The organism is Clostridioides sp. ES-S-0049-02, assembly GCF_020658465.1.
Taxonomy (GTDB): domain Bacteria; phylum Bacillota; class Clostridia; order Peptostreptococcales; family Peptostreptococcaceae; genus Clostridioides.
On the sequence record NZ_JACVWG010000003.1, the window covers coordinates 148,792 to 168,337 of the forward strand.

A 19,546-nucleotide genomic window follows, 5' to 3' on the forward strand; every position below is an offset into this window, starting at 1 on the left:
AAATATACTGTACATCCGTAATATACATTATAATGTATAAATAATTGTTTTTCAACAGATGATAGTTAATCGATTAAGGGGGAATTGTGATGCATGTACTTAATAATGTTACAGAAGCAATAGGAAATACTCCAATGTTACACTTATCTAAAATAGTGAAGGAATTTGGAGTAGATGGTAATATTTATGCAAAGATGGAGTATTTAAATCCAGGATTTAGTAAAAAGGACCGTGTAGCATTACAAATGATTACAGAAGCAGAAAATGCAGGGCTATTAGTTCCTGGACAAGCAGTTGTAGAATTGACAAGTGGAAATACAGGTACAGGATTGGCAATAGCTTGTGCATGTAAGGGCTATAAGTTTATTGCATGCATGTCAAAAGGAAATTCTATGGAAAGAGCAAGAATGATGAAAGCTTTAGGAGCAGAAGTAGTTCTTGTAGACCAAATGCCTAATTCAGTTCATGGACAAGTTTCTGGAGCAGATTTAGCACTTGTAGAAGTTGAGGCTCAAAAAATTGCAAAAGAAAGAAATGCATTTAGAGCAGATCAATTTAATTTAGAAGCTTGTAATCATGCACATGAATATTATACAGCAGAAGAAATGTGGAAACAATTAGATGGGAATATTGATGTATTTGTAGATTTCCTTGGAAGTGGTAGTACTTTTGCTGGTTGTTCGAAAACACTTAAAAAGCACAATTCTTCTATTAAATGCTATGTGGTTGAACCTTCAACAGCAGCAATTTATTCAGGCAAAGAAATAACTGATCAAGGGCATAAAATACAAGGTGGAGGTTATTCTATGGATTTACCATTAGTAGATAAAAAGTTTATTGATGGTTATATTCAGGTAACAGATGATGAAGCAACTAATGTAGCTAGAAAATTGGCTAAATTAGAAGGCGTATTTGCAGGTTTTTCTTCTGGAGCAAATGTATGCGCAGCAATTAAATTATTAGAGAGTTCAGAAAAAGGTAAAAATATAGTTCTTACTCTTAATGATAGTGGCTTAAAATACTTGAGTACTGATTTATATGAAGAATTATAATGACATTAAAATATTAATGTACCAACTTTTAAATTAAAAATATATATTAAAATTCATCAGTTATGTTTTTAAAAAAATCATAATTTAACTACAAAAAAGTATCTCTTTAAACCTGAGATACTTTTTTCATATTTTTTATATCTATAATACTTATTTATCAATAACTTGTATCTAGATAACAGATCTTAATTCATACACTTAGTTTTTTAAAAAGCTTTATACTAATTTTTTAATAATTCTTTATTTATATGATATTTTATGGATTTATTGTAGAATCTAAAATTCTCATGTGCATAGTTTAGAACCATATTTGACATTCAAAAGAGATGAAAATACTACTTTGCAACCAAAGCCTAAGATAGGTAAAAACAAAATAATAGATAATAAAAAATTACATATAAAGAGTAGTGTTTATTTCATTACATACTACTCTTTATATGTTATTGGTATTACTGGTCTTCATGTAATTTCAAATGAACCATTAATTCAAAAGAATCTAGTTTTTGTTCTTTAGATTTGTAATAAACTGCTTTATCAATTACAGATTTTAGGAGTTTATTTTTTCCAAGTAAATCTGAATCGTGGTAAAGTGATAGTACAGTTTTAATATCTTCTATCATTTTAGCATTATCTTTTTTAACAGTATTTAATTTATTTTTTACTGTCTTGATTGAATCTTTAATTTCCTCAGTTCTTGAACTTATATTATTAGACCTTTCAATAAATGTATCTTCATCATATATTCCTCGCTCCAATAAATCATATAACTTATTTTTTTGCTTACTCAATTCTTTTAATTCAGTTTCTAAGCTTTTTAATACTCGCTTTTGAAATTCTATATTGCTGTCTTTATTATTTTTATCTAAGTCTATATCAGATGCTTTTAATTGATATTTTTTTACAGTGTCTTCCAAAGATTTTAAAATGGCAGCTTCAATAAATTCAAAGCGAGAACTTTTATTACAACCAGGATGATAACAAATTATATAGTCGTGGTCTGCATATGGTCTATGTACTAATGGTCTACCACAGTTTTTGCAAATTATTATTCCTGCAAGTGGATTTTTTATTTGATTACCATAGCTGATGTGACCATTTTTTTTGAGTATAGTTTGAGCCTTTTTCCATGTTAATTCACTTATTAAAGGTTCATGCTTTCCTTTTGCCTCAATCCATTCATCTTTAGGTCTTAGCTTAACTGTTTTTATTTTGTTTGGATTTTTAGATTTTTTATAGTCCTTTTTTTGCCATTGAATATATCCACAATAAACTTTATTTTTTATTATATTTGTGATTGCAGAGTTATACCAGTTAGCACCTGTAGCAGTTTTAATGCCCAAGTTATTTAGATATTTTGATATTTTACTACAACCCATATCCTCATTAATATATAAGTCAAAGATAGTCCTAACTACATCAGCATCATTATTTGGTATAAGTATTCTTTCTTTTCTGCCTGTTGTTACAGCATCATATCCAAATGGAGCAGAAGTTCCTATGAAATTACCTTCTTCAACTGATTTTATTCTTCCTCTTTGCATACGTCTAGATATAAGTTTTAGCTCTTTTCTTGCCATAAAGGCTTCAAATTCTGAATATTCTTCATCAAATTCATCTGTTAGGTCATATGTTTTTCTAGGTGTTATAATTTTGGTTTTACTTTCTTTAAAAGTTTCTAATATTATACCTTGGTCTTTCATATCCCCACGACCAAGTCTGTCTAAGTCCATAACTAAGACGGAATCGTATTTATTTTCTTCAACTTCCTTTAGGAGTTCAATCATTTTAGGTCTATGTATTATACTTTCACCAGAAACTAGCTCTTCTTTTATCTCAGATACATCCAAGTTTTGTTCTTTTGCTAGTTTTAGTAGGGTTGATTTATGTCTACTTAAAGTTTCAAATTCTCCTTGTTTTTCTGCCTCTTCATCAGCACGAGATTTTCTTAAGTATATAGCAACACTCATATAAATAATCACACTCCTTGAATATATTATATATTATATTAAGTATATAAGGGTATAATTTATGATAATTAAAACTTGATATAATTGTAAAAATAGTATGAAAATTTCGCATGAATCGACAGCATTCAGTAGGTAAATATAGTATAATTCAATTGAAAACAATTTTTAAGGGGGAATTATATGTGTAATTTCAAAAAAATACTAGGTTTGTTTATGATAATTATGTTATCAGTTTCTGTGGGAGCATGCTCTAGTGGGGGAGATTCAAAAGATGAAAGCAAAGGTAAGGACAAGCAATTTATCGAGGATTTAGGAAAAGGTTTAAAAAAAAGATGGGATTTGGCATCTAAAGAAGAAGCTGGAACATTAAACTTAGAGCAGAATGAAGCTTATGAAAAATTTGTAGAAGCAGAAATGGATGCTGTATCAAAATATAAAGATGCTGAGTTTGAGAGCCCAGAACTTGGTAAATTGGCAAAAGATTATATAAAAGCTCTTGAAGATTCAAAGGAAGCCATAAAATATTATTCAAATGACCCATTGAAGTTTTCAGAACTTTGGGAAAAGCCTTATAATGAGAGAAGTACAATATTGTTGACTTTAGTTGACAAGTTTGGTTTGAAAGTAGATGAAAAAGAGTTTAAGGTATTAAAAGACAATGCACAAGTTATAAATGAAGAAAATGATTCAAAAGAAAAAATTGATGCTATGGTAAAAGGTATAAAATTTGAAAAAGTAAAAGATGAATATGATTGGAAGACTTATCAAGCTACTGTAGAAAATACAGGTGATTTAGATCTTCAAGACTTTTACTTAGATATAAATTTAATAGACAAAGATGGTGTAATAATTGAGACACAAACATCAACATCAGTAAATGGAACTTGGAAGAAAGGTCAAAAAGTTAGACTTGAGTTTAATACAGATAAGGATTTTGAAAAAATAGAGTGGACGCCTCATTATTCTGCAAACAATTATAGTATAACTGAATAGATAATTTATATCTAAAAATATATAGAAAGTATTAGCTAATTTAAGAGGATAGATTTTTAGTCTATTTTTAGTAAGACTATATAACTATTTTATATTAATTCAGCTACATGAAAAGGATGTATAATAATCAATGTTAATTTAGTTAATATTTATATTAAGTAATAATTTTCCTAATTTATGACAACTTTTTTCTATAAAGTGTTATATAATTTAAGTGAAAATATTTAGGAGGGGAAGATATTATGAAAATTAAAAAATTATTAACAATAGGGTTATCTTTATCTATGTTTATTGCTAGTTGCCCTATATCTGCAAATGCACTTGATAAGATTGATACAATTAAAGGTGTAGATAAATATGAAACTGCTGGACTTATCGCAGATAAGCAAAACTATACAACAGCTATACTGATTAATGCAGATAGTACAATGGCAGATGGATTATCTGCAAGTGGGCTTGCAGGTAGTACAAATGCACCTATTCTTTTAACTAAGAAAAATAGTATACCAAATGCTACACTTAAAAGAGTAGAAAAGGCAAAAAAAGTATATATAATTGGAGGAGAAAACTCTATTGATAAAGCAACAGAAACAGTTCTAAAAGATAAAGGGATAGAGATTAAAAGACTTCAAGGTAGTGATAGAATTAAGACAAGCTATGATGTTGCAAAAGAAATAAATTCAATTAACAAAGTAAATAAAGTGATATTGACTAATGCTTTTAAAGGAGAACCTGATGCAATGAGTGCTGCACCTGTAGCTGTTAGAGATAAAGCAGCTATAGTATTAACTGATGGAAAAAGTGTATCATTTAATACAACTGGTGTGGAAAGTTATGTAATAGGTGGCACTTCATCAATGAATGACAAACTAGTTAATGATACTAATTCAACTAGATTGGGCGGGACTGATAGATATGATACTAATGAAAAAATAATAAATAGATTTTATAGTGGAGTAAAAGAATTTTATATAGCAAGTGGTACTGATTTAGTGTATGCGCTTGTTGGCTCTACTATTGCTAAAAATAATGCTATTGTGTTAGTTGATAATGATAGTAATAAAAGTGTATTGAAAAGTACAACTAAATTAACTGCTATAGGAAATTTGAGTGATAGTATATTACAACAGTGTTTAAATGTGACAAAAAATATAGGAGATTCTAATACTGGAAGACAATATAAAGTAGAAGATGCTGCTAATGCAGTAAAAAAATTGCTAGGTGTAAATAAGTTTTACTATGAACCTAATTATTCAGAAGATGAAGATTTAATATTTATACTAGATAAAAACTTTGCTTTTTCAGGAAAAGAGTACTATGCATTTGCTTATATCAAACAAGGCGCAGAGGGTGATGTTAGATATTGTGTAGAAAAAAATGATATGAGTAAAGTTTATACATATGATGTTAATGGTAATATGAAAGTATGTAATCCTGATGATTATAAAAATAAAGAAAGTATAACAGAGGAACAAGCAAAACAGATAGCATTAAAAGAATGTGCGAAGAGACATAAAATCAATATCAATAACTTAATAGTTGATATGATAGATTTTAGAGATGATATATATAGTGGTAATGTTTATGCTGTTAAAATCAATTCAAAAAATAGCAATGGAACTTTTGGCTGGTTTTTTATAGATATAAAAACTGGAAAAATTTATAACTAAAATTAGAATATCTAAGTGTACATTTTTTATTAGATAGATTACCAAATTATGTTATAATCTTTTTAGCAAGAAGATGTAATCTACAATTTATAGAGTGGAGTTCATACAAACAAAAGATTATCCTCCCAACAAAAATGGAGGGAGGTGATTATGTATGGATAATTTTTTACTGAGCATATTAGCTAGTATTCTAGCTAGCTATATAGTTTACTTAATAAGTAAGTTATTTAGAAAATGTAAAAAACCACTCAAAGCTGGCACTAAGAGTGGTTGGGAGTTTGATTTAAAAATCAAATTCCATAAATTCAAATAATATCATTTATGATGAACTCCACTCTACTGCTAAATAGATTGTAGTTCTTCTTGCTTTTATTATATCACAAGTTGGTATAAATATTCAAAAATAATAATTTTATATTGATTAATTAGAGAAGGATAGAGTAGGTTAAACTACTCTATTTTTATTTATGAACTACACTTTACATTGATTTTATTATACTCAATTTTTTAATATAGAATTTTAAAATTAAATACATCTTAAAAATATTAAGTATAAGACAAGTTTATAGCCTCATATTTTATAATAAGGGGTGATATTGTGAAAATACTACAACAATTTAAACCATTTAAATATGATGCTGAAAAAGATATAGAATATGATGAGAAAATCATAGCTAATCAAAATACAGAAGTTTATATAATATATCCACGTATCTCTGATGAAGAAAACAAAAGAAGATGGAATGAACTTGATGCTGTAGCTAAAGAAATAGCTATTAATATAGCAATGAAAAAAGCTGAGACAGTTGAAAGTTAAAAAAATAGAGAAGTTGCTAATACTTAGCACTTCGCTGTAAAGAAATTGGACAAGTATTTTCATAGAGTTTTGATAACATTTTTGTAAAGTATATAATACCTAATAATTAGAGCCTTAGTTATTCAGTTAAAAAATAGTTCATTGGAGTTCAAGGTTTTAGAAGTTAGGTAGCAATAATATTTATGTAACATCATCAATAAATTATGAAAAAGAGTGTAAGAAAACAAAAAAGATAAATCATATCTATGAAGATTCACCTTTTTATATGAGAAAATCATCATCCTATTTTGAATCAATATCTTTAAACTGGATAGTAATTTATTATCACTGTTTTCAATGTTTTTTTTCCTTGATTATGGTATGTATGTGTTGATTCGGCTGAAAAACAGATAGAGTCATTTTCTTTAAGTTGATAAACAGAATCATTTACTTCTAATCCTAACTGACCTTCTAGAATCATAATATATTCTTGAGATTTTTCAGAATGACCAATAGATGTATAACTATGACCTTCCTCTAGTTCCATTTGAAATAATTCAAAATTTCTAGTTGGTGTATTAGGATAATAACAATAAAGACGATAGTCTTCATTTTCTGAAATTTGAACATCTATGTCAGATTTTGAAACAATAAAAGTTTTATCTTGTGGTTGGTCAAGTATTGCAGTGTATGGTACATTTAGTCCATTTGCAATCTTCCAAATTGTGTTTACTGTAGGATTAGAATCACCCTTTTCAATTTGTGATAGCATTACTTTACTTACACCAGATAATTCAGCAAGTTGACCTAAACTTAAATTACGTTCATTACGTAATCGATTTAAATTTTTTGCAATAATAGTATTAATACTCATATGTACTCCTTAAATTGTAAATTATTGACAAATATAATTTACGAATGTATAATTTATTTAACATTATTTCTAATTTATGAATGCATAATATATTAAATGTTAAATATACTGTACATCCGTAATATACATTATAATGTATAAATAATTGTTTTTCAACAGATGATAGTTAATCGATTAAGGGGGAATTGTGATGCATGTACTTAATAATGTTACAGAAGCAATAGGAAATACTCCAATGTTACACTTATCTAAAATAGTGAAGGAATTTGGAGTAGATGGTAATATTTATGCAAAGATGGAGTATTTAAATCCAGGATTTAGTAAAAAGGACCGTGTAGCATTACAAATGATTACAGAAGCAGAAAATGCAGGGCTATTAGTTCCTGGACAAGCAGTTGTAGAATTGACAAGTGGAAATACAGGTACAGGATTGGCAATAGCTTGTGCATGTAAGGGCTATAAGTTTATTGCATGCATGTCAAAAGGAAATTCTATGGAAAGAGCAAGAATGATGAAAGCTTTAGGAGCAGAAGTAGTTCTTGTAGACCAAATGCCTAATTCAGTTCATGGACAAGTTTCTGGAGCAGATTTAGCACTTGTAGAAGTTGAGGCTCAAAAAATTGCAAAAGAAAGAAATGCATTTAGAGCAGATCAATTTAATTTAGAAGCTTGTAATCATGCACATGAATATTATACAGCAGAAGAAATGTGGAAACAATTAGATGGGAATATTGATGTATTTGTAGATTTCCTTGGAAGTGGTAGTACTTTTGCTGGTTGTTCGAAAACACTTAAAAAGCACAATTCTTCTATTAAATGCTATGTGGTTGAACCTTCAACAGCAGCAATTTATTCAGGCAAAGAAATAACTGATCAAGGGCATAAAATACAAGGTGGAGGTTATTCTATGGATTTACCATTAGTAGATAAAAAGTTTATTGATGGTTATATTCAGGTAACAGATGATGAAGCAACTAATGTAGCTAGAAAATTGGCTAAATTAGAAGGCGTATTTGCAGGTTTTTCTTCTGGAGCAAATGTATGCGCAGCAATTAAATTATTAGAGAGTTCAGAAAAAGGTAAAAATATAGTTCTTACTCTTAATGATAGTGGCTTAAAATACTTGAGTACTGATTTATATGAAGAATTATAATGACATTAAAATATTAATGTACCAACTTTTAAATTAAAAATATATATTAAAATTCATCAGTTATGTTTTTAAAAAAATCATAATTTAACTACAAAAAAGTATCTCTTTAAACCTGAGATACTTTTTTCATATTTTTTATATCTATAATACTTATTTATCAATAACTTGTATCTAGATAACAGATCTTAATTCATACACTTAGTTTTTTAAAAAGCTTTATACTAATTTTTTAATAATTCTTTATTTATATGATATTTTATGGATTTATTGTAGAATCTAAAATTCTCATGTGCATAGTTTAGAACCATATTTGACATTCAAAAGAGATGAAAATACTACTTTGCAACCAAAGCCTAAGATAGGTAAAAACAAAATAATAGATAATAAAAAATTACATATAAAGAGTAGTGTTTATTTCATTACCTTCTTTATCTGTTCCGATAGGGTCTTGTAGAGATACTTGTGATTTGTTTTTTTTGTTAGATCTGATATTCATTAAAATTTCATTTTCAATACATCTAGAAGCGTATGTTGCCAATCGAGTTCCTTTATCTATATTATAAGTTTCTATAGCTTTTATTAATCCTATTGTACCTATAGATATTAAATCATCTTGATCTTCTGTCGAATTGTTATATTTTTTTGCGATATAAGCTACTAATCTCATGTTTCTTTCAATCAATATATCTTTTGCACTTTTATCATTTTCTATTTTAAATTTAGTTAAATACTCAATCTCTTCTTCAGGGGTTAAGGGTTTTTCAAAAGATTTAAGCGCTGCCAATAAGTCACCCCCCTTTTTAACGGTCACTTTAAATTATATGAAGGAGACTTATCCAAGTTGACTGTTATTCAATAAAATAATATGTATACTGTTAGAATTTAAAACATATATTTACAAACTTTTGGCTGTAATATAACATTAAAAAGAAGAATTTAAGTTTGATTTTTTGTTGAATATATAAAAAATAAGACGGATAAATTATTAGTTTATTTGGTATAAATTGAATTTTAGATGTCAATAAATAAAAGGGAGAAAGATATGATTATAAATAGCGAAACAAAGCTTATATGTCTTTTAGGACATCCAGTGAAACAAAGTTTTTCACCAATCATGCATAATTACTTATTTGAAAAATACAAACAAAATAATGTTTATGTATGCTTTGATGTAGAGTCAAAAGACTTATGGAAAACAGTAGAGTCCATAAAAAGTATGGGTGTAGAGGGTTGTAATGTGACAATACCTCATAAGGTAAATATAATTAAATACTTGGATTATATTGATTACAAAGCAAAATTAGTTGGAGCAGTTAATACGATTAAGAATGAAGGAGGTAGATTAAAAGGATATAATACTGATGGAGTTGGATTTGTAAAAGCTGTAATTGAAAATGGGTTTGACCTAAAAGACAAAAAGGTCATGATATTAGGTTGTGGAGGTTCGTGTAGAAGTATTGCTATTGAACTTGCATTTAACAATGTAAAATCTATAGAAATAAGAAATAGAAGTATAGATAAAGCAAGGGAAATATCAAATATAATAAAATCCAGTTTTAAATTAGATGTAGTCTATAGCACTAAAGAAGTTGATAAAAATGATTTAAGCAAAATTGATATACTTATAAATACTACACCAATAGGTATGGGGAATAACTTATGTCCAATAGATGAATCATTGATTCCAAGCAAAAAAATACTAGTATGTGATATAGTATACAAGCCTCATGAAACAAGCCTTATAAAATGGGCGAGAAAATACAATTTAGATGTTATATTTGGAATTGATATGTTAATAAATCAAGGTCTAAGTGCATTTTGTATATGGACTGGAATAAAGTTAGATAGTAATGAAAATAGTTGTATAAAAGAGCTTTATGAAAAGAATTTATAACTAAATCCTTAAGATTTAATCTATAGAATAAAAATATTAATGAGAGGTTTTTTATTATTGAAAACGAAAAAGAGTGGTTTTATATCAATTGAATGTATAATGAGTATCGCCATATTATATGTAGCTGTGTATTTGGTATCTACATCTTTATATAACTGCTATAGTTTTATTAGTAAAAATGTATCCAATAGAGAAATGTTAAATATTGCAAAGAAATACTTGGAAGATGAGAAATATAAAATAAAAAATAATGAATATCAATTGACTGAGGATGAAATAAATAAAAACTACATAAAAGGTTATGAGATAAATAGCACAGTGAAACAAATTTTAAACTATTATCAATGTTATGAGATAAATATGGAAATTAAGAGTGATTTAAAACAATTAAGATTTAAGAGTTATGTTACGAAATAATAAAGGTTCTATATTAATAATAACATTGATAATATTTTCTATTATAAGCACTGTATGTATTATGTGTATAGGTTTAATTTATAGTAATGATAACTTATTTGAATTAGAATATAAAGATGCTAAGTTAAGGGAAGTTTCTTTAAGTGGTATAGAAATATCAATAAGTAATGTTCTTTGCTGTGTGGAAGAAGCTATTAATATATCTAATAATGAAGAAGAATTTAGAGACTATTTCTTAGGAAATAATATGATTGATTGTATAAAAAAAATAAAAGATATATCTTATAGTAATTTAGAAGAAGTTCATTTAAAAATAGAAAACAATACTATATATGACAAAGGAGATTTTTTTGAATTTGACATAACAAGTACAGCTAGAGAGAAAGACTTTTTAAAAGTAATAAAAGTGAGCGTGAAAATTAAAAATCCATGGGTAGGAGTTGATATTAAAGATTATACAGAGGCTGATTATAGTGATAAAGATTCTATTGAAACATCTGATGAGTCTAAATCGTTTGACCAAATAGAACTTTCAACTATATTTGAGACTGACAGTAAAGATTTTGATAATCAAAACACTAATGGAGAAGAAGAAATCGACCAAGAGATAATAGAAAATATAAAAAAGAACTTTGATGAAAAAAACTTAGTATATATATATAAGTATAGGGGTGTATAACTTTGAAAAAAGAAGGAATGTGACTGTAATAGAATTAGTAGTATCCATAAGTATAATACTATTGATAACTACAATATGTTTTCCAAAAGATAATCTTGAAAATCATAAAATAAATTTATTTGCACGTCAACTTTGTTCAGATATAAGGTATGTTAGACGAATTAATATGTTTAGCAACTACAATACATATATATACTATATAAAGCAAAAGGAACAAGAAGGATATGTATTGAGAAAAGATGGCAAAGATGTTAAATCCATAGTACTGCCTAGAAATGTAAGAATCGCAAGAAGTATTGAAACTATAAAATTTAAATCTGATGGCTCACCTCAAAGAGCAACTACAATAGAGATATATAATGGTAGATTAAATAAAACTATAACAATAACACCTGTAAGTGGAAGAGTACTTTTGAAAGAGGGAAAATATGAAACGTAAATGTGGATATTTACTTTTAGAAAGTGCAGTATCTTTAACTGTAATTGTAGTACTGGTGATAACTTTATATTCTATATTTATACTTACAATGAATTTAAAAGTTAAAATAGAAGATAAAATGGAGTTACAACAACAAAGTATTGAAATTACAAAATCTATAGAAGGAATCATTGGTAATTCTAAGGGTATAATAAACTTATCTTCTAATGATGAAGGTTTAAAAAAAATGACATCCATAAAATGTAGATATATAGATGAAAATACAACTTATAATGAAGCATATACAAGCAACAAAGAAATTATATTAAATGAGAGACGAAATAAGTTGTTTGTAAATTCTTTAAATGGTGAAAGTAGTCAAGCTGGTGGATATGAAATTGGTGATTATGTAGATGAAATGTATGTCTCAATGTCTAATAATGGAGAATATATTAATATAATCTTGAAATTATCAAAACGTAATCAAAGATATGAAACTGAGTTTAAAGTAAAAATATGGAATTTTATTAAAAATGTATAATTTTAAGTAACAGTATTATTAATGAAGAAAAATGTTTTAAATTTTCATAAAAGTTATTCTATAAAAATCTAAAAAATTATGTTTATCCATTGTTTTTAAATAAAAAGTAATGAGTAATAGTGGAAAGTATAGTTGTAGAGATAAATAATATCAACATATAAAATGTATAAAGTGTGATTATAGATGTAAATAATAAAAATATAGGATAAGTAATCTGCCAAATACTTGTTTATATTGTATAACTTATGATATTATGATATTAGTAAAAATTTGTAATCCTGACTTGACAGAATTCAAGTAAGAGATATAATTTTAAAGGCATAGTAATGTAAAATTTACTAAAAAATAAGAAATTTATTTTAATATGGAGGAACAAAAAATGGTATCAGCAGGTGATTTTAGAAAAGGTGTTACATTTGAAAAAGATGGACAACCATGTTTAGTAGTTGATTTTCAACACGTTAAGCCAGGTAAAGGAGCTGCTTTCGTTAGAACTAAATACAGAAATTTAAAAACAGGAGCTATAAGAGAAGAAAGTTTTAATCCAAGTGAAAAATTCCCTAAAGCTGTAATAGATACAAGACAAATGCAATATCTATACAATGATGGTGAGTTATATTATTTTATGGACCAAGAAAATTTTGAACAAATACCATTAAACTATGATCAAGTTGAAGATGCAATTAAATTCTTAAAAGAAAATGAAGTTGCTACAATAAGATTTTATCAAGGACAACCATTCCAAGTGGAAGCTCCAAACTTTGCAGAGCTAGAAGTTGTGGATACAGAGCCAGGAATAAAGGGTGATACAGCAAGTAATGTAACTAAAGCAGCTACAGTTGAAACTGGTGCAGTTGTTCAAGTTCCATTATTTATAAATACTGGAGATAAAGTAAAGATAGATACTAGAACAGGTGAATATTTATCAAGAGTATAAAAATTTATGTATATAAAAGCTTATATGTCTTAATAATATAAGATATATGAGCTTTTAGTTTATATATTAAAAAGAAAGCGAGGGGTGTTACATGAAACATTTATATGAAGAAGTTGCATACTTAAAAGGTTTAGCAGAAGGTTTAGAAATAAGCACTGAAAGTAAAGAAGGGAAAATGATACATAAAATAGTTGATGCATTAGAAGTATTTGCAGAAGCTATTGTAACATTGGATGAAGAACAGGAAGAACTTCAAGATTTTGTTGAATCTATAGACGAAGATTTAGCAGATTTAGAAGAAGATATTGCTGACATGGAAGATGACCTTTACGAAGAAGATGAAGAAAATGATGACGATGAGGACTTCAGCTATATAGAAATGGAATGCCCAAATTGTGGAGAATTAGTAGAAATAGACGAAGATTTATTATATGATGATGACGTAGATGTTGTTTGTCCTGATTGTAAGGCTGTAATATTATCATCAGAAGATGATTATGATGATGATGATTGTACATGTGGTGGTTGTTCGAATTGTGATGATAGAGAATAAAAATTCATAAGAAATAAAACTGCCTATGATGCCTATGAGATATTTTGTTTCATAGGTAGTTTTATTTTTATGAGGACAAGTATTTTAGATTTTGGTTTTGCAATAGTTGCACAAAAATAGTACACTAGAATTTATAGAATAGGATTTTGGAGGGATGTAATAATGAAGATAAGTAAAAAATTACTAGATAATATACAAAGATTTGAAGATGTTATAAATTATAAATTTAAAAATAAAGAATATATACTAGAAGCTCTTACACATAGTTCATATTCTAATGAAAATAAGAGATATAATTTTAATGAAAGATTAGAATTTTTAGGAGATTCAGTTTTAGGCATAGTAATAAGTGATTATTTATTTAATGAAGAATCTAATCTGCCCGAAGGGGAATTGACTAAGCTTAGAGCAAATATAGTTTGTGAGGATTCATTAAGTGAAGTTGCAAATGATATAAATTTAGGGGTTCATATGTTACTGGGTAGAGGTGAAGAAGCTACTGGAGGTAGACATAGAACTTCAATATTAGCAGATGCATTTGAGGCTGTAATAGCAGCAATATATCTTGATGGAGGATTTGAAAGTGCAAGACAATTTATATTAAACCATATGGAAAATATAATTTACGATTCAAGAAAGGGAAATATATTTAGAGACTATAAAACACATCTTCAAGAAGTATTACAAGGAAATGGAGAAAATAATATTTGGTATAGGCTTATAGAAGAAAAAGGACCAGACCATAATAAAAGGTTTGTTATGGAAGTGGGAATTAATGAAGGTGTTTTGGGGATAGGAGAAGGTAAAAGTAAAAAAGAAGCAGAACAATTGGCTGCTAAAGTAGCTTTAAAGAAAAAATTATGGGAAAAATAAATATAATATGTAAAAATATAAAAAGAAATATTTAGATTAGAAGGATGTTGTAGATGAAAAAGAGAATTATACCTATATTTGTTCCTCACAAAGGTTGTCCTCATGATTGTATATTTTGTAATCAAAAAAAAATAACAGGTGTGAGTACTGATGTTACTAGTGAAGATGCAAGAAATATAATTGAAGAATGTCTAAAGACTATAGATAAGGATGCTGATGTAGAAATAGCATTTTTTGGTGGAAGTTTTACTGCTATAGATGTAGATATACAAAAAAGTTTATTAGCTGTTGCCAAAGAATATGTAGAAAAAGGTTTTATAAAAGATATTAGAATGTCCACAAGGCCAGATTGTATTAGTGAAGAAATATTGGAAATGTTAAAAGAATATAAGACAAGTATAATAGAGCTTGGAGTACAATCCTTAGATGAAAAAGTATTGTTAGATAGTATTAGAGGTCATCAGTCAGAAATTGTATATAAGAGTTCAAAGTTGATAAAAAATAGTGGAATTAAACTTGGTTTACAAATGATGGTTGGGCTTCCAGCTGATACAGAAGAAAAATGCATATTTACAGCCAAAAAATTTGTAGAGCTTAGACCAGATTGTGTAAGAATTTATCCAACTTTAGTGGTAAAAGAGACTGGTCTGGAAAAATTGATGGAGCAAAACGAATATAAGCCATTTACACTTGACGAGAGTATAAGAATAGTAAAAAAAGTACTTGTATTATTTTATGTTAATGATATAAATGTAATAAGAGTCGGGCTTCAAGCTACTGATGATATACAAATGGGAAAAGCTGTCTTAGCGGGTCCATATCACCCTGCTTTTAGAGAATTAGTAGAAGCTGAGATGATAAAAGATTATTTAGAATTTCTTATTTTACAAAATAAAAATATAAATAACGTGTTGGTGAAGTCTAATAAAAAGAATATTTCTAAAATAATAGGAAATAAAAAAACAAATATTAAATATATGAAAGAAAATTTTGGTGTGATTTTAAAAACACAAGAATCAGATTTAGATATAAATCAATTAGAAATTGTGTTAGATGGGAAAAGTTTAATTATTGCTAATATGAGAGACATCCATAGAAAATTGTATGACATTTATAACCTTTAGTTTTAACAATGAAGGGAGAGAAACGATTTGTATTTAAAGAGACTAGAGTTAAAGGGATTTAAATCCTTTCCAGTAAAGACAGATATTATTTTTAAAGAAGGAATAACAGCGATAGTAGGACCAAATGGAAGTGGAAAAAGTAACATATCTGATGCCGTAAGATGGGTATTAGGAGAACAAAGTATCAAAAGTCTTAGAGGAGACAAACTTGAAGATGTAATATTTGCAGGTACAGATACAAAAAAACCCATGAATTACTGTGAAGTAGCTCTTACTATTGACAATTCTGAGAATCAATTAGAATTAGACTTTACAGAAGTGACTATAAGAAGAAGAGCCTATAGAAATGGAGAAAGTGAATTTTTTCTAAATAATAAGAGTTGCAGATTAAAGGATATAAAAGAAGTCTTTTTAGATACTGGTATTGGAAAAGATGGTTATTCAATCATAGAGCAAGGAAAAGTAGATGAAATATTGAGTAATAATCCTTTAAGTAGAAGAAAAGTTTTTGATGAAGCTTGTGGTATATCAAAATATAGATATAAAAAACAGGAAGCAGAAAGAAATTTAAGTAATACAAAAGAAAATTTAGAAAGAATAGATGATATATATATAGAAATTGAAAATCAATTAAAACCTCTTTTTAATCAACAAACAAAAGCAAAAAAGTATTTAGAAATAAGTGAAAAATTAAAAATATTAGAAGTCAATAATTTTATAAGAGAAATTGAAGGAATAGAAAAAGAACTGAGTGAAGTTGATGAGCATAGTAAAGTTCTTGAAAAAGAACTTAAAGAAAAAGAAGAACAAAAAAATGTTGTAGAGAAAAAACAAGAAGATGTTGATAAGGAGATAGAGGTACTACAAGATGTAATTGAAAAATCTGTAGATTATATAAATTCAATTAAAGGTGTTATATCAAAAAAAGAGTCACAGATAAATTTAATTAAAGAAAGAATAAAAAACTTTACAAATGAAATTCATAGAAAAAATTCTGAAATAAACAATATAAAAGAAAAGCTAAATGAAAATAAGGTATACATAAAAGAATTAGAAAGTAATAAGTCTTCAAATAGCGAAGAGTTATCGATATTACAAGAGAATATAAAAAAGTTAGAATCTAGTAAAGAAAATCAAAGGATGAAGTTGGAATCTTTAAATAATGATATAGAATTATTTAAAGAAAATATAATAGATATATTAAATAAGAAGCAAGAATTTAGTAATAAGTTATCTGCTTTAAATGCAAATAAAGAAAATATGAATATCAGAGATGAAAACATAAACTCAGAAATAGCAGAGTTAAACCAAAATGTCCAAACAAAATCTTCTGAATTAGATAGTATAAATAAAGACTTTAATATGAAAAAAGAAACTTTAAACAATGTGAATAACAGAAATAAAAAATTAACTGCTGATTTACAACATTCTATTAATGAACTCAATAAGGTAGAAGATGAAATACAGAAAAGTAAATACAATCTAAATGGATATAACTCAAAGTTAAATGTTTATATAGATATGGAAAATCATTATGAGGGATTTAATAGAGGTGTAAAAGATGTATTAAAAAATAAGGATTTAAGAGGTATTCATGGAGCGCTAGGACAGATTATAAATGTTCCTGAAAAATATGAGAAATCCGTAGAAGCAGCACTTGGTGCTTATATGCAAAATATAATAACTGACGATGAGTTTAGTGCTAAATCTGCAATAAACTATTTAAAGAAGAATAATTTAGGAAGAGTAACATTTCTGCCATTAAATATAATTAAATCAAATAAAATAAGTTTGGGAAATTTAAAAGCAAATACTAAATTTATAGGAATAGCAAGTGATTTAATTACGTTTGATGAAAAATATAGAAATATAATTGAAAATATACTTGGAAGAACGATATTTATAAATAATATAGATGAAGGGATAAAATTTGCAAAAGAAACTGGTCATAGATTTAAAATAGTAACTTTAGATGGTGAAATCTTAAATCCAGGAGGTTCTTTAACAGGAGGTAGTTTAAAAACTAACGGAAATATATTATCAAGAAAAAGATTTATTAACGAATATACAGAAAAAATAAATGATGTTAAGGTTGAGATTTCAGGTCTAGAAATTACAAAAGAATCTCTAAATAAAAATATAAAAAATATAAAAAGTGAAATTGACTTAGTTGAAAATGAAGTAAAAGATTTAGAAAAAAGCATTATAATAAAGAGTACAAGTATAGAAAATATCGAATCTGAGATTGAATCTTTAAAATCTAGTATTACTAGACTAGATAATGAGAAAAGTGATTTGGGTTCTAACTTGAATTATACTCTCGAAAAAAGTGACATTGTTAAAAAAGAGATGGAAGCATTAGAAAATACATACAATCAAAATAAAGAAAAAATTGACATATTAAGTAATGAAATAAAAAAATATAATGATTTGTATGATAAAGAAAAATCTGAATTTGATGAATTAAACCTAACTTTAGTAAAGAAAACAGAAGCTTATAATAGTATAGTTAGAGATATAAAAAGAATATCTGGTGAAAATTGTGAGTTAGAAGAAAAAACCAAACAATTAGATGAATCATTAAATTATGAAGAACAAGAAATAGTTAAGTTACAAGACTCTATATCTATTGAAGAAAAAGAAAAAGAAAACTTAATTAAGCAATTAGGGGACAGCAATAGAAATCTTGAAACTAGAAAAATAGCTAAAGATGACTTGAAAAATAACTTTGATGAAATTGGTAAAGAGTTAAAAATTATAGATAGACAACATATAGAACTTAAAGAAAGTTTATTTAAGGTTGGTGGAAGATTAGAAAGATTAAAAACTAGTCAAGACACATATATAAATAAGTTATTTGAACAATATGAAATGACTTTAGTACAAGCATTGGAAATCAAAGATGAAAATCTAGAGATAGATAGAAAATTCTTAGAAAATTTAAAGAGAGAAATAAGAAGTCTTGGGAATATAAATATAGATTCTATCAAAGAATATGAAGAAATAAAAGAAAGATATGATTTTTATAGTGAACAAAAACAAGATTTAGAAGAATCTATGGAGGAAATAGAAAAACTTATACATACATTAGAAGAAAATATGAAATCTGAATTTGAGGTTAAATTTGAAGAAATAAGTAAAAACTTTAAGTATGTGTACAAAAGACTTTTTGGTGGTGGATGTGGAGAATTAACTATTTTAGATAAAGAAAATTTATTAGAAAGTGATATACTAATAACAGCTCAACCACCTGGTAAAAAAATGAAGAATTTAAATCTACTGTCTGGTGGAGAAAAAGCTCTAACTGCAATAAGTATATTATTTGCAATATTAATTACAAAACCAACACCATTTTGCATATTAGATGAAATTGAGGCTCCACTTGATGATGCAAATATATTCAGATTTGGAGAATTTTTAAAAGATTTATCTAAAGAGACACAATTTATATCAGTAACTCATAGGAGAGGAACTATGGAAGCTGCTGATTATATATATGGGGTTACAATGCAAGAAAAAGCTATTTCAAAAGTTATTAGTTTAAAACTAAAAGAAGCTCAAGAGATAACTGATATTATATAACTTAGATTGACATAGGAGGAAGA

At 26.9% G+C, this 19,546-nt stretch carries 19 protein-coding genes; 16 read left to right on the forward strand and 3 right to left on the reverse strand.

What is annotated here, in order from left to right:
- Positions 1-89 precede the first annotated feature (89 nt).
- On the forward strand, positions 90-1,052 hold the full coding sequence (locus IC213_RS09485) for a cysteine synthase family protein (RefSeq protein ID WP_227836553.1): 963 nt from the start codon (positions 90-92) through the stop codon (positions 1,050-1,052).
- Between the two features lie 449 nt (positions 1,053-1,501).
- Here the strand turns inward: IC213_RS09485 and IC213_RS09490 are convergent, their stop codons facing one another.
- Positions 1,502-3,019 (reverse strand): recombinase family protein, encoded by a 1,518-nt coding sequence (locus IC213_RS09490; protein ID WP_227437633.1) that lies wholly within the window; start codon positions 3,017-3,019, stop codon positions 1,502-1,504.
- 180 nt (positions 3,020-3,199) lie between these two features.
- On the opposite strand from IC213_RS09490, the gene IC213_RS09495 reads away from it, so the two are divergent.
- From IC213_RS09495 to IC213_RS09510, 4 genes are all read left to right on the forward strand, one after another.
- Entirely contained in the window at positions 3,200-4,012 is an 813-nt protein-coding gene (locus tag IC213_RS09495; RefSeq protein ID WP_227863029.1) for an FxLYD domain-containing protein, read from the forward strand.
- Between the two features lie 242 nt (positions 4,013-4,254).
- The gene (locus tag IC213_RS09500; protein WP_227863030.1) at positions 4,255-5,682 is read left to right on the forward strand and encodes a cell wall-binding repeat-containing protein; all 1,428 of its coding nucleotides are present in this window, start codon (positions 4,255-4,257) and stop codon (positions 5,680-5,682) included.
- A gap of 154 nt (positions 5,683-5,836) precedes the next feature.
- Entirely contained in the window at positions 5,837-5,995 is a 159-nt protein-coding gene (locus IC213_RS09505) for a type I toxin-antitoxin system toxin (protein WP_227437628.1), read from the forward strand.
- Positions 5,996-6,280: 285 nt separating this feature from the next.
- Positions 6,281-6,499, forward strand: a complete 219-nt coding sequence (locus IC213_RS09510) for a hypothetical protein (RefSeq protein ID WP_227437625.1) — start codon at positions 6,281-6,283, stop codon at positions 6,497-6,499.
- 301 nt (positions 6,500-6,800) lie between these two features.
- Here the strand turns inward: IC213_RS09510 and IC213_RS09515 are convergent, their stop codons facing one another.
- Positions 6,801-7,352 carry an XRE family transcriptional regulator gene (locus IC213_RS09515; RefSeq protein ID WP_227482217.1) on the reverse strand — a complete coding sequence of 184 codons (552 nt, stop codon included), beginning with the start codon at positions 7,350-7,352 and terminating at the stop codon, positions 6,801-6,803.
- 190 nt (positions 7,353-7,542) lie between these two features.
- Between IC213_RS09515 and IC213_RS09520 the strand changes: the two genes are divergently transcribed.
- A complete protein-coding gene (locus IC213_RS09520; RefSeq protein WP_227836553.1) occupies positions 7,543-8,505 on the forward strand; it encodes a cysteine synthase family protein in 963 nt (320 codons plus the stop codon).
- A 391-nt stretch (positions 8,506-8,896) separates the two neighbouring features.
- On the opposite strand, the gene IC213_RS09525 is transcribed toward IC213_RS09520, so the two are convergent.
- A complete protein-coding gene (locus tag IC213_RS09525; RefSeq protein ID WP_227482219.1) occupies positions 8,897-9,289 on the reverse strand; it encodes a sigma-70 family RNA polymerase sigma factor in 393 nt (130 codons plus the stop codon).
- Between the two features lie 258 nt (positions 9,290-9,547).
- Between IC213_RS09525 and aroE the strand changes: the two genes are divergently transcribed.
- The 10 genes from aroE (at position 9,548) to smc (ending at position 19,523) form a co-directional block, all read left to right on the forward strand.
- The gene (gene aroE, locus IC213_RS09530; RefSeq protein ID WP_227434151.1) at positions 9,548-10,399 is read left to right on the forward strand and encodes a shikimate dehydrogenase; all 852 of its coding nucleotides are present in this window, start codon (positions 9,548-9,550) and stop codon (positions 10,397-10,399) included.
- 57 nt (positions 10,400-10,456) lie between these two features.
- The gene (locus tag IC213_RS09535; protein WP_227823637.1) at positions 10,457-10,816 is read left to right on the forward strand and encodes a hypothetical protein; all 360 of its coding nucleotides are present in this window, start codon (positions 10,457-10,459) and stop codon (positions 10,814-10,816) included.
- Entirely contained in the window at positions 10,803-11,495 is a 693-nt protein-coding gene (locus tag IC213_RS09540) for a hypothetical protein (RefSeq protein WP_227831229.1), read from the forward strand. Before IC213_RS09535 ends, IC213_RS09540 begins: the two co-directional genes overlap by 14 nt.
- Entirely contained in the window at positions 11,488-11,934 is a 447-nt protein-coding gene (locus IC213_RS09545) for a hypothetical protein (protein WP_227845269.1), read from the forward strand. The genes IC213_RS09540 and IC213_RS09545 overlap by 8 nt, the downstream gene beginning before the upstream one ends.
- The gene (locus tag IC213_RS09550) at positions 11,924-12,454 is read left to right on the forward strand and encodes a hypothetical protein (protein ID WP_227434155.1); all 531 of its coding nucleotides are present in this window, start codon (positions 11,924-11,926) and stop codon (positions 12,452-12,454) included. The genes IC213_RS09545 and IC213_RS09550 overlap by 11 nt, the downstream gene beginning before the upstream one ends.
- A gap of 379 nt (positions 12,455-12,833) precedes the next feature.
- Positions 12,834-13,391, forward strand: a complete 558-nt coding sequence (efp, locus tag IC213_RS09555) for an elongation factor P (RefSeq protein WP_227434156.1) — start codon at positions 12,834-12,836, stop codon at positions 13,389-13,391.
- 91 nt (positions 13,392-13,482) lie between these two features.
- Positions 13,483-13,944: a CD1247 N-terminal domain-containing protein gene (locus IC213_RS09560; protein WP_227434157.1), complete on the forward strand. Its 462-nt coding sequence runs from the start codon at positions 13,483-13,485 to the stop codon at positions 13,942-13,944.
- Between the two features lie 162 nt (positions 13,945-14,106).
- Positions 14,107-14,817 carry a ribonuclease III gene (gene rnc, locus IC213_RS09565; protein WP_227863031.1) on the forward strand — a complete coding sequence of 237 codons (711 nt, stop codon included), beginning with the start codon at positions 14,107-14,109 and terminating at the stop codon, positions 14,815-14,817.
- 53 nt (positions 14,818-14,870) lie between these two features.
- Positions 14,871-15,941 (forward strand): elongator complex protein 3, encoded by a 1,071-nt coding sequence (locus IC213_RS09570; protein WP_227434159.1) that lies wholly within the window; start codon positions 14,871-14,873, stop codon positions 15,939-15,941.
- A 27-nt stretch (positions 15,942-15,968) separates the two neighbouring features.
- Entirely contained in the window at positions 15,969-19,523 is a 3,555-nt protein-coding gene (gene smc / locus IC213_RS09575) for a chromosome segregation protein SMC (protein ID WP_227863032.1), read from the forward strand.
- Positions 19,524-19,546: the final 23 nt, after the last annotated feature.